This is a genomic window from Photorhabdus hindustanensis (genome assembly GCF_002968995.1).
GTDB classification, from domain to species: Bacteria; Pseudomonadota; Gammaproteobacteria; order Enterobacterales; family Enterobacteriaceae; genus Photorhabdus; species Photorhabdus akhurstii.
The window spans coordinates 46,530-61,594 of record NZ_PUWT01000039.1 but is presented as its reverse complement, the minus strand read 5'-3'; the positions used below and the strand labels follow the sequence as shown (position 1 = coordinate 61,594).

Sequence of the window (15,065 nt, the reverse complement as noted above, 5' to 3'; positions counted from 1 at the left end):
AATAGTCACTCCTACTCGCGCCCGAGGATTTCGGTGGGTATGTACTTATAGTGCCGGGTCGATACTTTTATCATTGCTTCAAACAGCCTATTCAAGTCATGAAAATGTAGCCATAGCAGTCGGGGAAGATGTGCAATATAGCCCTCTCTATAGGGTTCAAATACGTCATAAATGTTTATCAAACCCTGCTTACTGCAATTATCCCTCTCGTTAGTAGATAAATTACTGAATGGCCGCAATATCAGCCATATTGGAGGTTAAATAGGATGTATGAGCTGGCGGCCATGAATTCTATCTCATCAAATTTCGCAAACGGAATCCCAAAAAGAACAATACAAAGAAATAGGAAACCAGCACATTATTCACATTAATTGCTATACGTACCCTATTTACTACACTCAGTGCATCATCATATCCATCATATGATGTTTTATTAGAATAGGTTAAATAAATTTACCAACAGGATTCAATCTGACAGATATCTGTAATAAGCAATCAGTCACTGTCAGATTAAATTTGGGATATATACACGTTGATTAAAAAATGGAGGTTTTTTCTTACCTAACCTATACATCAGTTTGGCAGACTAAGCCATCATCGCCCTGTCTTCCATAGCCTGACGCCATCCTCCTAACCAATGAGAACGGGCATCTAATGAATAATAGGGACAATGCTCCCTTGGGCGCCCCAAAATACCTGCATGGTACCCTCTCGATAACGCACGTGCTAAACGATCTCGTTTCTGTCTCTTCATGCTCTTATTTACCTCACAAGCTAGATCAAAAGAAAACAGTGGTCATCATTCATCCAACCACAATTTAGAAATACCCCTATAAATTTTGAAAATCAAGTCAAGAAATTCATATTAATGTAATATTTGTTATATTAATACAGAGAAAATCAATAAGGTATTAATAATAAAGAGAAATTTTTACCCCGCTGATATACCAATTTTCTCCGAACGTAAAGGTCTTACACCCGGAGAATGGCAGAGGGTTACAATTGGGAAGTGAATTGATTAGCAATAGCTTGCGCCAATTGACTCCATCCTTTTGCCAATGTACGAACTAAATCATCATAACCATCCTCTTCCTGTTTTAGCTCTATATTAAAGGGCTGTTTAATGACACTTAACTCACGCCCCTGACAAGTTAATGTCCAGTAACCTTGCAAAATCACCTTACCATCATAACGACCATGAAAACTGGTTACTGTTACATCCAAAGTATCTGGTTTATTAACCAATGGTTGGGCAGACACTAAACGCTGTGGCAGCGCTACGGTTAATTCCGCTACCAACACTTGCTGTAACTGCTGTTCAAGTGGACTTGCCCACAAGTGATTCGCCGCACTGATATAACTAACATCACTACTTTGATATACCACGCCGGAGGATGACAGATAATCGGACAACATGACTCGTTGTACCCATAATTGGCGATCATGCTGCACAATAGCACTCTTTTGTGATGCTATTGTGACTACCGGCAATTGATAATAAGTTCTTTCTGGCTGACGGCTACAAGCAGAAATAAAAATCACTAAAATTAATGCCACTCTTCTCATCATTTTTTAGCCTTTTTCGGTTCTGGATCTTCAATTGGCTTAGCCTCAAAAACTAACGCATTGCTCTTGTTATTCAGCGTTCTCAGCACAGGCCGCAGTTCACTCAACACTTGATCTAATCGCTGCATATTATCCAACATCTTGTTATAAGCCGGTGAGCCAGGCTGGAAACCTTGCATACTGCGGTTAAACTCCTGCAATGTTTTCTGTATATCTTTTGGCAGATCTTTGGTTTCAGGATTTGCCAACACTTTATTCAATTCATCAAGAGTCTGCTGTGCTTTTCTGATAGCTTTCTGACTCTCTTCCAAAGTGCGAATAGCCTGATTAAACATTGGCTCAACCGGCATATTATTAATTTTGTCTAACGCTGCAATAACCTTATGTTGAATTTGAGCAAGGCCACCACTGATTGTTGGCAATAGCGGATAGCCTGCAATTTCATACGGGCCAATCCACCCTTTTTCATTCGGATAAAAATCCAAATCAATAAACAGTGCCCCCGTTAACAAATTACCTGATTTGAGAGAGGCTCGCAGACCGCGTTTGGTTATGCTATTCAGCTCTTTCTCAACATCAAACCCTTCCCCCAACTCCTTCTCAAATCGCTCCGGCTCAATGGAGATAAGTACTGGAATACGAAAATCGTTATCCAGCCGCTGTCTCATTCCCTCGGAATAGAACGGTACCTTCGCCACAGTTCCCATTCGGATACCACGGAACTCCACCGGTGCGCCCGGTTGTAATCCTCGAACAGAATCAGAGAAGAGCAACAGATAATCTTTATGTTCGGTATATAAAGAATCTTGAATGCTTCTTTGGTTATCAAAAAGTTTGTAAGTGGCTTTTTCTTTAATTGGCTCACCCAATTCCCAACCCTTAGGTACATCAAAGCTGACACCACCACCAAACAGCGTTGATAAAGAAGCCATTTCAACACGCACCCCTTGAGAAGACATATCAAGGGTAATACCACTCTCTTTCCAAAAACGGACATTGGTTGTCAGCAAACCATCATAAGGCGCATTAATAAATAGCTGATATCTCATCAGATGCGATTTCGGTTCAAATTCGTTGGTTTCAACAGAACCAACCCGATAACCACGAAACAGCACCGGATCGCCCGGATTAAGCTGACCGGCTTTATCACTGATTAGGATGACACGGATACCTTTTGCATCAGGCGAGGCCAATGGGGGTGAGTCCAACAAATTAAATTTATCTTCTTCATCACCATTCGTTCCCGGCTGAAGTTCAATAAAAGCCCCGGACAGAAGAGTACCAAGGCCAGATATTCCATCACGACCGATCTGTGGTTTCACGACCCAAAAAGCACTATCACTACGTAATAGATTTTCCATGCCATCATTCAGCCGGGCCTTAATAATAACTTGACTAAGATTATCACTCAGCATGACCTTCTCAACCACGCCGACATCCACACTACGGCTTTTAATTTTAGTTTTTCCGGCTTCAATGCCTTCCGCGTTAGAAGTAATCAACGTTACTTCCGGCCCTTGGTGGCTGAAATGGTAAAACAGTATCCAGGCACCAATAAGCACAGTGACAATCGGTACAATCCAGACTGGCGACCAACTTTTAATTTTATCGATTTTAGCCTGACTCTGGTCTTCGACTTTATCCGTCACCTTGACACTCCTTCATTGCCTTATAACGAATGTTTAACGTTGGTTCTATCCCAAATTAAGCGCGGATCAAATGTTATTGCCGCAAACATGGTCAGGATCACAACTGAAGCAAAAATAACTGCCCCCATTGCGGGGTAGACACTCATTAATTTCCCCATACGTACCAATGATGACAATATTGCGATAACAAATACATCAATCATTGACCAACGGCCAACAAATTCAACAACTTCATAAATAAAATGCATTCGGGCGGAATCTCGTTCACCGTGACCTTTGGCATCCCAACATAACCAACCAATTGCCAGCATTTTCAGTGATGGCACCATAATACTGGCAATAAAAATGACTAAAGCCACCGGATATGAACCTACGCTCCACAGTAGTATCACTCCAGCCATAATAGTGGAATCACTCTGATTACCTAATGATTCAGTCACCATCATCGGCATGACATTAGCAGGAATATAAAGCATTAAAGCCGTCACTATCAGCGCCATTGTCCATTGCAGACTGTTACGACGGCGGGCATGTCCACGAGTATGACAACGTGAACAGACTAACTGGTCTGCCGGTAAAATAGCTGTACAGCACTGACATAATCGAACCCCCTGCACTAATCCCGCTTTTCCTGCCTGTAACGGTATATTCACCTTAGGTGCAAGCGCTATCTGATTCCATAACCAGTGGCGATCCAAACATTGAAATGCTCTCACCTGGAGAAGGCAGAACAGGCAATATGGCAAAAAACTTAAACCTAACCCAATATCACCATAAGCCATCAATTTAACAAAGCTGACTAATACCCCTGCCAGAAAGATTTCAACCATACACCAGCTTTTCATCTGAAATAAAACCCTGGCCAACCAGATTTTTATCTTCTGAGAAATAACAACACCCTGGCATAAGAGAATAATCGCTACCATACAAAACGCAGGCACCAATTGAACACAGAGTAAAAAGAATGTTCCCACACTGACGTAATTCTCATTAAACATCACCTGAGGGATTTGAGATAAGGTAATTTCACTGCCAATTCCCGCCACACTCATGCTAACAAACGGAAACAAGCAAGCCATTAACAGCATAAATAATGCACTGACTGCATAACCTGTTGGCTGATGTTTAGGTTCTTTCCACCATGTGACTAATGCCGTCTTACAACGAGGACAAACCGCCTTCGTTCCCTGAACCTCTTCTGGCAATGTCACCAGCAAATCACATTGAGGGCACAATACCATTTCATGATGATGGCTACTGGAACACAAGGTTTTTCTCCTGTAAGGAAATTGGGAATATCCACAGAATCATACTCGGAAAAATTCCGCGGTATGATTCTGCTAATTATGTTAACTATTGGTTATTTTTCAATGTTTCCAATTCATGCCAACGATCAAAAGCAGCTTCTAATGCTCGCTCTTTGTCAGACAACTCAGTCAGTATTTTTTGGGTTACTACATGAGGCTGACTAAAAAAGTCAGGATCACTCACTTGAAACTGTAACTGATCAAGCTCTTCTTCCAATTTCTCCAGCAATGATGGTAATCGCTCTAACTCTCGTAATAAATGGTGGCTCATTTTGTTACGAGAATTTTTTGGCGGTTCCTTAATCTTTTCTACTTTAACTTCCGTTTGCAGTTTTTTCCCATTTTGCTGGCGCAACGATACAACCTGTTCGCGCTGTTGCTGAGCATCGTAATAACCACCAACATAATTATTGATCACACCATTACCTTCAAAAATCCAACATTCGGTCACGGAGTTATCAACAAATTGACGATCATGACTCACCAGCAATACAGTACCTGTATAATTGTCTACCAGCTCTTCCAGCAACTCTAATGTTTCCACATCCAGATCGTTGGTTGGCTCATCAAGCACCAACAAATTACTGGGTTTCAGAAACAGACGCGCCAGTAACAACCGGTTCCTTTCACCACCAGAAAGCGCTTTAACCGGTGTCATTGCCCGTTTTGGATGAAACAGAAAGTCCTGCAAATAACCCAGAACATGACGAGGACGACCATTCACCATCACTTCCTGTTTACCTTCTGCCAGGTTATCCATTACGGTTCTTTCCGGATCAAGCGCTATCCGATGCTGGTCAAAATAAGCAATTTCTAGTTTAGTACCACAATGAACTCGGCCACTATCAGATTGCAGCTCACCTAACATTAGTTTCAATAAAGTTGTTTTGCCACAACCATTTGGTCCCACCAGTGCAATTTTATCCCCACGCTGAATTTGCGCACTGAAATTATTGACCAGTTTCTTTTCACCAATTTGATAGTTAACATTTTCCAGCTCAAAGACAATTTTGCCGGAACGGCTCGCTTCTTCCATCTGTATTTTAGCGGTTCCCATTACTTCACGGCGTTGGGAACGTTCAACACGTAATGCTTTCAATGCTCTGACACGTCCTTCATTACGAGTACGACGCGCTTTAATCCCCTGACGAATCCATACTTCTTCCTGAGCCAACTTACGATCAAATTCAGCATTTTGCATCTCTTCCACACGCAATGCTTCTTCTTTGCCTTCAAGAAATTTATCGTAATTACCCGGCCACGACACTAACTTACCGCGATCTAAATCGACAATGCGGGTTGCCATATTGCGAATAAATGAACGGTCATGGGAAATGAAAACAAGACTACCCTGAAAATCTTTCAGGAAGTTTTCTAGCCATTCAATCGTATCAATATCCAGGTGGTTAGTGGGTTCATCAAGCAGTAAGACTTTTGGTGAACTGACCAACGCCCTCCCTAATGCCGCCTTACGCAACCAACCACCTGAAAGTGAAGAGAGCTTTGCCTCCGCAGGTAAAGAGAGCTGTTTCAATACGTCATTAATACGGCTGTCCAGTGACCATAGCCCACGAATATCCAGCACCTCCTGCAATTCCGCCAAGCGGTTGAGGTTTTTCTGATTCGGTTCTTGCTCCACCAAACGGGAAACCTGATGAAAAGATTTAATATATTCGGCCTGCTCCTGAACACCTTCGGCAACAAAATCAAAAACCGTCCCCTCCACATCACGGGGAGGGTCCTGTTGTAAACGGGAAACAACCAGATCCTGTTCGTAAATAACCTGACCATCATCCAACGGCTGCTCTTTTGCTAATACCCGTAACAAAGTCGACTTTCCAGCACCGTTACGACCAACCAGACAAACTCTTTCATTTTCTTCTATATGCAATTCTGCATTATCAAGTAATGGCGCATCACTGAACGACAACCACGCACCAGATAAATTGATCAACGACATAGTAATTATTTTTCCTCACCAGCGTGGCGTAATAACCAGCAGTTGTGAATCTGACGGTTACGGGCAAAATCCTGCGACTGAGTTTTACTGGTGATCTCTTCCGCCACCAAGCCAACTCTTTCCAGCTCAGCAAAATCCATTTTAAAACCTCGTTTATTATTGGAGAACATCAGCGTTCCCCCACGACGCAACAAGCGCTTAAGCTGTCTCATCAACATGATATGGTCGCGTTGTACATCAAATGCATCTTCCATTCGTTTAGAATTGGAGAACGTCGGCGGATCAATAAAAATCAAATCAAACTGTTCACTGGCCTGAGATAACCAAGCGAGGCAATCTGCCTGAATCAACCGATGCTGACGCCCTGTTAATCCATTAGCCTGTAAGTTCCGCTCAGCCCATTCGAGATAAGTGCGAGACATATCAACCGTCGTTGTTGAACGCGCGCCTCCCAATCCAGCATGTACTGTCGCAGATCCGGTATAAGCAAACAGATTCAGAAAATCTTTCCCTTCACTCATTTCACCTAGCATTTTCCGGGCAATACGATGATCAAGGAACAAGCCGGTGTCCAAATAGTCAGTTAAATTAACCCAAAATTTTGCGTCATACTCATTTACCAGAAAGAATTCTCGTTTTTCTGCCATTCTTTCATACTGGTTTTTACCCTTCTGACGCTGACGAGTTTTAAGTACTAATTGATTTGATGAGAGTCCAAGAACTTGCATCGTTGCACTGATAGCATCGAATAAACGCTGACGCGCTTTATTGGTATCAATACTTTTCGGCGGAGCATATTCCTGAATCACCACTTTATCCGCATAACGGTCAACAGCCACATTGTATTCTGGCAAATCAGCATCATACAGACGATAACAATCAATCCCTTGCTGTTTCGCCCAATTAGTTAATTTCTTTTCATTTTTACGCAGGCGGTTGGCATAATCTTCCGCCACATTCATCTCTGATGAGTGCGGTTTATCTGACAACTGATAATTTTTCTGTACGCAATCCAGTGGACCATTTTTAGCTTTAAACTCACGTTCAGCCCGTAATTGCAAGCAGCTCAGCAACTCAGGCGATGCACTGAATAGAGACAAACGCCAGCCAGGGAAACGGCTTTTCATTATCCGCCCAAATAAACTGTGTAATGCAACCAATGCAGGTTCACTTTCCAAGCGCTCACCATAAGGTGGATTACTTAACACTGTTCCGGCAGGACCTTCTGATAACGGATTTTCCAGACGACTGGCATCACCTTGCTGGAAAGTTATCAACTGTGCAACCCCGGCTCTACGAGCATTTGACCGAGCCATATCCAACACTCTACGATCAATATCAGAACCAACAAAACGGGAAGCTGTCTCCTGAAGACCTTTACGAAAGCGGGTTTGCGCTTCTGTGGTCACCTCACGCCAAATTTCTTCATCATGTTGCAACCAGGCAATAAAGCCCCAGTGGTTACGATGCAGCCCAGGAGCACGATCAGCCGCCATCATTGCTGCTTCAATCAATAATGTGCCGGAACCACACATAGGATCGACCATCGGAGTACCAATCTGCCAGCCTGAACGTAGAATAATCGCCGCAGCCAGATTTTCTTTCAGCGGAGCCTGACCAGCAAGATCGCGATAACCTCGGATATGCAAACCATCGCCACTCAAATCCAATGCAACACTGGCTCTCTCTTTATTCAAAAAAACATTAATGCGAATATCCGGCTGTTGCTTTGCCACATTGGGGCGTTGATCTAACTTACGAATAAAGCTATCGACAATGGCGTCTTTAACCTTGAGTGCGCCATATTGCGTATTCCGTATCTCTTCATTTGTGCCACTGAAATGCACAGAGAAAGTACTGTCTATAGAGAAAATCTGGCTCCAATCAATAGACTGAACGCCAAGATAGAGATCTAAATCGCTATAGACATTAAATTCGTTTAGCGGTAGCAAAATACGTGATGCCAGCCTGCTCCACATCAGGCTTTTATACATCACTCTGTCATCACCTTGAAAATGAACTCCGCCTTGCACAATTTTGCATGATTGCGCCCCCAGCATTTCCAGTTCGTTCTTCAATAATTCTTCTAATCCACGCGCCGTGCTGGCAAACAGAGAGTTCATGTTACATATCACCAAAAAGAAAATTGTTACGCATTATAGCTAATCCAGGTGACATGTCATAAAGTTGCGTGTGTAAAAAATGTTTCATGGAGATTAACGGATGATCACTCTGTCTCGCCTGTATACCCACCCGGTAAAGTCTATGCGTGGTTTGCAACTTTCCCATGCATTAGTCAGTGAAAGCGGCCTTATATTTGATCGCAATTTTATGATCACAACGACAGACGGGACTTTTATTACCGCCCGTAAATATCCGCAAATGTTGTTATTTACTCCGGCTATGTTAAATAACGGTATTTATCTGCGTGCGCCCAACGGAGAAAATGCCACCGTACTTTACAGTGATTTCCTACCTGAACAGCAGCCCACGGAAGTATGGGGCAACCATTTTACAGCCCTAATTGCACCAGAAACAATTAATCAATGGTTAAGTCGTTTCTTTGATATTCCAGTGCAATTACGCTGGTTAAGCCATGAATTAAGCCGCAGGGTAAAAAAACACCCTGAAATTCCATTATCATTTGCTGATGGTTATCCATTTCTACTCATTAATGAAGCTTCATTTCACTTATTACAACAGCGTTGTCCGGCCAGTATTAAATTAGAGCAATTTCGCCCAAATATTGTTATTACCGGTGCGGAAGCATTTGCAGAAGACAGTTGGCAATCAATTCAGATTGGCGATGTTATTTTTGATTTACCCAAACCCTGTAGCCGCTGTATTCTGACAACCGTCAGTATTAATAAAGGTATTAAAAATCCCAACGGAGAGCCATTAGCGACATTGCAATCATTCCGTACAGCAGAAAATGGTGATGTCGATTTTGGTCAGAATCTCACTGCCCGTTCAAGTGGTATTATTAGAATCGGAGATAATGTCACTATATTAGCTAAAAAAAATCCGCGTAAATATGGCAGTGGCGAAAAAGCTGAAGATATTGATTTACCAAAAATAAATGAGCAATCTGTCACTATTGAATATAATGGAAAAACCTTTACAGGTAATAATCAACAAATTATTTTAGAACAACTGGAACAACAAGGAATTAAAGTATCCTACTCATGTCGGGCGGGAATATGTGGATGCTGTAAGATTTCTTTAGTTAAAGGAGAAGTTTCTCCTTTAAAAGCCACAGCGATTAAAAACGATGGCCATATTCTAGCTTGCTGTTGTATTCCAAAGAATAACCTTATTCTTAATAATAGCGAAGAATAGATCTTTAAATTAAAATCAAACTAACGTGCCATAAATTGGCACGTTGAACGCCAATTCCTCTATCCTTCCTTCCCATTGTGGCGCTAACACCGCTTAAAAGGGGAGGAAATCAATAAATTTTATAAATCAATCACAACGGTGATTGTTATAACGAATTTATTATTACAATAATGAATTAATTATTACCATAATGAATTTATAACTACTGTCATAAAATGATTACACTCTAACAGGAGCTTAAGTCACTCAGAAAAAACACCAAAGGAGTAAGTCATGGCACGTATTGTCATTGCAGCGGTCGCAACCCCTGGACATGTCTATCCAATGTTAAAGGTCGCTCAATCACTAATAGCACAAGGACATCAGGTAACCGTATTTACCGGTGCATTATTTCGCCAACAGGTAGAAACTTTAAGCGCGCAATTTGTCCCTTTTGATGAACAGATAGACTTTGACTATCGTCATTTAGAACAGCATTTCCCCGACCGTGCTCAACTTCCTCCGGGAAATGTACAAATGGCACTGGCATTCAAAAATTTCTTCTCAGCTCCAATCCCAGTTCTTGACCGCCAATTACGACAGATTATCCGTGAACAACAAGCAGATCTGCTTATAGCCGAGAACTGCTTTTATGGCATATTACCCTTGCTACAAGAAGAAAAAACCCATCGTCTTCCAGTGATAGTCATTGGCATAACACCTTTGGCTTACTCTTCGAAAGATTCAATTTTCTGGGGGCCTCGTATCCCACCTGCGGTATTACCACCAGAATTGACACATGAACAACTCGTAGATGAAACCAACCAACAACTCATAGCCGAAGTACAAGATAGCTTCAATGACGCATTAGTTCAGTCAGGAAGCTCTGCGTTAACCAGACCTTTCAACGATGAAGTGATTATCAGTGCTGATCGCTTTTTGCAACTCTCAACTCTGGCATTTGAATACCCACGAGAAGGATTGCCTGATACAGTCCATTTTATTGGCCCCCTCCCCAATCCAGCACCGACAGCAACATCACCTCAATTATGGGAGGAAGATGATCCACGTCCATTGGTTATAGTTACTCAAGGTACTATCTCCAATACCGATTTAAATCAGTTGATTCTCCCCACATTGCACGCACTGGCTACATTACCGATACGTATATTGGCAACCACCGGTGGCAGATCGGTAGAAACACTGAGTAAAGATCTACCTGAAAATGCACGCATTGAAGAATTTATTTCATTTGAGCACTGGCTGCCAAAAGCTTCATTGCTAATATCCAACGGAGGTTATGGAACCATCAATTATGCTCTCAGCCACGGGACTCCGTTACTCATTGCAGATGCAGGAGAAGGCAAGCAGGAAGCAGCTTTTCGTGTTGTATGGGCTGGATGCGGAACTAATCTGGATACAGCACACCCCACTGAATTTCAACTTAAGCAAACAGTGGAAAATATGCTGAGTACAGACTTATTTAAACAACGTGCGCAAATTGTCCAAAAAGATTACGCAAGACATGATGCATTAGCAGCAATATCCCGTCACGTAGAACAATTAATTCTTGAATAAAGCCGCAGTAACCAAACCCTAGATACCTTCGTCTTTCCTCTCCGTTTTAGTGCTAACACAGACTAAGAGGGGGAGGAAATCGGCATATGTCATAACTTCATAAAAAATAAATTACAGTGATTATTGTCATGATAAATTATTATTACTACAATGAATTTGTAACAGTAATCATGAAATGATCACACCCTGAGTCAGGAGCTAACTAGCGTAATTAAATCAAAACAGTACAAAGGAGTAAGTTATGGCACGAATTGTCATTGCAGCGGTCGCAACGCCCGGGCATGTCTATCCGATGTTAAAAGTAACTCAATCACTGATAGCACAAGGACATCAGGTAACTGTATTCACCGGCGCATTATTTCGCCAACAGGTAGAAGATTTAAATGCAACATTTATCCCCTTCGATGAGCAGATAGACTTTGATTACCGCCACTTAAAACAACGTTTTCCTGATCGAGCGCACCTTCCTCCAGGAAATCTGCAAATGGCGCTAGCGTTTAAAGATTTCTTCTGTACCCCAATCCCATTCCTTGACCGCCAACTACAACAAATCATCCATGAACAGCAAGCAGAACTCCTTATAGCCGAGAACTGTTTCTATGGCATATTGCCACTGCTGCAAAAAGAAAAAACTCATCGCCTTCCAGTGATCATAATTGGCATAACGCCTCTGGCTTACTCTTCGAAAGATTCAATTTTCTGGGGACCACGTATTCCCCCCGCATTACTACCATCAGAGTTGACACATGAACAACTCGTGGATGAGGAAACACGACAACTAATAACCGAAGTTCAGAATAGCTTCAATGACGCATTAACTCAGGCGGGATGCGCTACGTTAACCCGATTTTTCAATGATGAAGTCATTTTGGGTTCTGATCGCTTTTTGCAACTTTCAACCCTGGCATTTGAGTACCCACGAGAAGAATTGCCTGATACAGTCCATTTTATTGGCCCTCTCCCCAACCCCGCCCCGATAACAGAATCACCTCAATTATGGGAAGAAGATGATCCACGCCCATTGGTTATAGTCACTCAGGGCACCATGTCTAATACTGATCTAAACCAGTTAATTTTCCCCACATTGCGTGCACTGGCTACATTACCTGTGCGTGTATTAGCAACCACCGGTGGTAGTTCAATAGAAATACGGCCAGAAAACATACCTGACAACGCACGTATCGAAGAATTTATCTCATTTGAGCACTGGCTGCCAAAAGCTTCATTGCTAATATCCAACGGGGGTTATGGAACCATTAATTACGCCCTCAACCACGGTACACCAGTACTCATTGCCGATACGGGGGAAGGTAAACAGGAAACAGCGTTTCGCGTCGTATGGGCTGGATGCGGTATTAATCTGGATACAGCACAACCGACGGAATCTCAGCTTAAGCAGACAGTGGAAAATATGCTACGTACAAATTTATTTAAACAACGGGCACAAATCGTCCAAGATGATTACGCCAGTCACGACGCATTAGCAGCAATATCCCATCACGCAGAACAATTAATCTTCGAAAATCGTGCTAATTAACCTGAGTTCTGGTTAAACCGTCACTAACATATCCATTTCTGAGTAGGAGATATTCAGTGACGGTTTGTTCTCTTTGATACAATAAGCTATGAGTCCCCCGACACATTCAACATTAATCTCTGCACACCATGATGCCGTGAATATTCTATCTGAAAAATATTCTTTAATTGATCATTGATAACTTCTATGATGAAACGCTTTGACAACATCATGTTATCCCACACCGAAAGCGCTTTTGCCTCCATGTTATTGCGTGTATCAGTGATGAATGTCACGCCTGTTGCGTTTAAATCATCAAACAGAGCCTAAAAGAGTTCAACTAAATTTATCCAGAATTCAGGTTAATTAAGTTAATTTACGTATAAATTAACATGAAAATTAAACATGACAGCCACTCCGCCTTTCAACCAGACATTCACACTATCATCTCGTAAAGGGGATAAATAGCCTATATTGTTACCGATGTAAATATTATCTCCCACCCAATTACGTAAATCATTCTCATGTATATACGGCAAGTTAAAACCAGGAACTCCACAGTTAAATTTATCCCCATCTAGTTGAAAAGTTACTGTAACATTATGACCTTCCAAGTTTACTGTTGCATCTTCTGTATTTTGATCCAGCCATTGATTAAAAGCCAATAAGATAGCTATTTTGAAAGAAACAAGTGATAAAGTCATCATAGATACATCTCCCACATCATTTAATTATCAATAACAGAATGATTAATTCGAAATTATTTAATTTTTCTTTGGCAGCAGTTAGTAAGAAATCTAATTACTCCTTAATTTTATCTTCATTGTTTTGATCTATAAGCTGTTTTATTTTAGCCATCAATATACCTCCAGAAACTATTAATTAGATGGATAATTACATTGTGACAAATAACTACCCTTGATGTCTAAATAATATAAGGTTATGACAAAATAATAAGATTATCTCAGAAAACTAATCAACAAAACTAAGTATAGTACGTGTTTAGTTGATATCTGAGAATACCATCACATTATCAGAAAATAGATAAATTGAACCCAAGAGAAAAATTAGTGAATATAACAGCAAGTGACGAATTAAATTAATTATAGGCAGGTCAAAGCCACTTAAGTTGAACATCATAAATTTCTGGAAACGACAAATGTCAACACATCTATTTATCTTTAAAGAGCTTGGGCTAATCATGGACCATCGTTGCACCTGAGAAAAATCAGTCGCGGCATATGCTGTTTCTCTGTCTATTCGCTCCGGCTCAATAAAACAGAGTGGCATTGGCAATGACTGGAAAAATTGAATTAGTTTATGTTCGTACCTCACCCTTTGCGAGAAGTCGAGATGGACAAAAGCTATTTCGGGGGTAAACGTAAGGGAAAACGTTGACGAGGTTCAGCCGGGAAAGTCCCTGTTTTTAAGCTTTCTCTCAAGGAATATGAATGGAGATTTAACACACCTAGTGTAAAAGACCAGTTATACATTCTAAAACAAATAGTTAAAGAGAAAATATAATTGTTATTTAGGACAGCCTCAAGCTTTTATATAAAAGACGGATTTAACTACAAGTGCGGATCTTTAAAAAGACGTTAATTTAAGTCCATTAATCATTAACAGGGGGTTAAAAAGAAATTAGTGAGAAAAAATATTATCCGAAAAACATAAAAAGGTATATTTATACCATCAGGCTATTTACGGGTTGATTTATGAAGATAAAATAAAGGAGGGCGACTGATGAAAACTGCTCAGAGTTGCCGGTAAGACAGCGCTATTAAAGAGAAAGTGAGTATGATTAACGTTGGTCAAACGTAAAATACAGTATACCATGATGATTAAATTGAATAAAAATCAAGTAATAAAAGTAGTAAAAACAACAGCAAAAATCTTATGGTACCGATTAAAACCAGAGGTCAAAAATATGGCTTTTAATAACAGTTTAAAACCAATCGATCATAAAGCTATCAGTAAAAAATGAAAAAAACAATTGGCTTTATCAATGTATATACTCCTAGTCAGCAAATACAAATAATAATATAAAATAGATTAACAAGACAATGAACTTAAAAAAAAAGAATAAGACTCTAATAATGCTTTTAACTTAGGGATAAACTTTTGATGCCAGAGAGGAATAAATTTTTGGCAAAAATCATCGACGCAGCAGT

Annotated in this window: 10 protein-coding genes and 1 pseudogene; 3 read left to right on the top strand and 8 right to left on the bottom strand. The window is 40.9% G+C overall.

Annotation, left to right across the window (positions count from 1 at the left end):
• Positions 1-586 precede the first annotated feature (586 nt).
• From rmf to rlmKL, 6 genes are all read right to left on the bottom strand, one after another.
• Complete coding sequence (gene rmf, locus C6H66_RS15005) at positions 587-754, bottom strand: ribosome modulation factor (protein WP_011146047.1); 168 nt, start codon at positions 752-754, stop codon at positions 587-589.
• A gap of 242 nt (positions 755-996) precedes the next feature.
• The gene (gene pqiC / locus C6H66_RS15000) at positions 997-1,569 is read right to left on the bottom strand and encodes a membrane integrity-associated transporter subunit PqiC (protein WP_105395998.1); all 573 of its coding nucleotides are present in this window, start codon (positions 1,567-1,569) and stop codon (positions 997-999) included.
• Complete coding sequence (gene pqiB / locus C6H66_RS14995) at positions 1,566-3,215, bottom strand: intermembrane transport protein PqiB (RefSeq protein WP_040152868.1); 1,650 nt, start codon at positions 3,213-3,215, stop codon at positions 1,566-1,568. The genes pqiC and pqiB overlap by 4 nt, the downstream gene beginning before the upstream one ends.
• Positions 3,216-3,235: 20 nt before the next feature.
• On the bottom strand, positions 3,236-4,483 hold the full coding sequence (pqiA, locus tag C6H66_RS14990) for a membrane integrity-associated transporter subunit PqiA (RefSeq protein ID WP_040152866.1): 1,248 nt from the start codon (positions 4,481-4,483) through the stop codon (positions 3,236-3,238).
• Between the two features lie 85 nt (positions 4,484-4,568).
• Entirely contained in the window at positions 4,569-6,482 is a 1,914-nt protein-coding gene (locus C6H66_RS14985) for an ABC transporter ATP-binding protein (protein ID WP_105395997.1), read from the bottom strand.
• A gap of 5 nt (positions 6,483-6,487) precedes the next feature.
• On the bottom strand, positions 6,488-8,605 hold the full coding sequence (gene rlmKL, locus C6H66_RS14980; RefSeq protein ID WP_105395996.1) for a bifunctional 23S rRNA (guanine(2069)-N(7))-methyltransferase RlmK/23S rRNA (guanine(2445)-N(2))-methyltransferase RlmL: 2,118 nt from the start codon (positions 8,603-8,605) through the stop codon (positions 6,488-6,490).
• Positions 8,606-8,705: 100 nt separating this feature from the next.
• Here rlmKL and C6H66_RS14975 point away from each other — a divergent pair, with 100 nt between their 5' ends.
• The 3 genes from C6H66_RS14975 to C6H66_RS14965 all read left to right on the top strand — a co-directional run bounded on the left by C6H66_RS14975 (position 8,706) and on the right by C6H66_RS14965 (position 12,915).
• Positions 8,706-9,821 (top strand): YcbX family protein, encoded by a 1,116-nt coding sequence (locus C6H66_RS14975; protein WP_105395995.1) that lies wholly within the window; start codon positions 8,706-8,708, stop codon positions 9,819-9,821.
• Positions 9,822-10,094: 273 nt separating this feature from the next.
• Positions 10,095-11,378 (top strand): glycosyltransferase, encoded by a 1,284-nt coding sequence (locus C6H66_RS14970; RefSeq protein WP_082300865.1) that lies wholly within the window; start codon positions 10,095-10,097, stop codon positions 11,376-11,378.
• Between the two features lie 241 nt (positions 11,379-11,619).
• Entirely contained in the window at positions 11,620-12,915 is a 1,296-nt protein-coding gene (locus C6H66_RS14965; protein ID WP_105395994.1) for a glycosyltransferase, read from the top strand.
• 12 nt (positions 12,916-12,927) lie between these two features.
• On the opposite strand, the pseudogene C6H66_RS14960 reads toward C6H66_RS14965, so the two are convergent.
• Positions 12,928-13,217: pseudogene (locus C6H66_RS14960) on the bottom strand (transposase); the annotation flags it as partial.
• Positions 13,218-13,265: 48 nt separating this feature from the next.
• A complete protein-coding gene (locus tag C6H66_RS14955; protein WP_105395993.1) occupies positions 13,266-13,601 on the bottom strand; it encodes a hypothetical protein in 336 nt (111 codons plus the stop codon).
• Between the last annotated feature and the right edge of the window lie 1,464 nt (positions 13,602-15,065).

Bases quoted from the DNA above. Each gene is read 5' to 3' on its own strand.
- C6H66_RS14955 (WP_105395993.1), bottom strand. From the start codon at position 13,601: ATGATGACTTTATCACTTGTTTCTTTCAAAATAGCTATCTTATTGGCT.
- rmf (WP_011146047.1), bottom strand. From the start codon at position 754: ATGAAGAGACAGAAACGAGATCGTTTAGCACGTGCGTTATCGAGAGGG.
- C6H66_RS14975 (WP_105395995.1), top strand. From the start codon at position 8,706: ATGATCACTCTGTCTCGCCTGTATACCCACCCGGTAAAGTCTATGCGT.
- rlmKL (WP_105395996.1), bottom strand. From the start codon at position 8,605: ATGAACTCTCTGTTTGCCAGCACGGCGCGTGGATTAGAAGAATTATTG.
- C6H66_RS14985 (WP_105395997.1), bottom strand. From the start codon at position 6,482: ATGTCGTTGATCAATTTATCTGGTGCGTGGTTGTCGTTCAGTGATGCG.
- C6H66_RS14970 (WP_082300865.1), top strand. From the start codon at position 10,095: ATGGCACGTATTGTCATTGCAGCGGTCGCAACCCCTGGACATGTCTAT.
- C6H66_RS14965 (WP_105395994.1), top strand. From the start codon at position 11,620: ATGGCACGAATTGTCATTGCAGCGGTCGCAACGCCCGGGCATGTCTAT.
- pqiC (WP_105395998.1), bottom strand. From the start codon at position 1,569: ATGATGAGAAGAGTGGCATTAATTTTAGTGATTTTTATTTCTGCTTGT.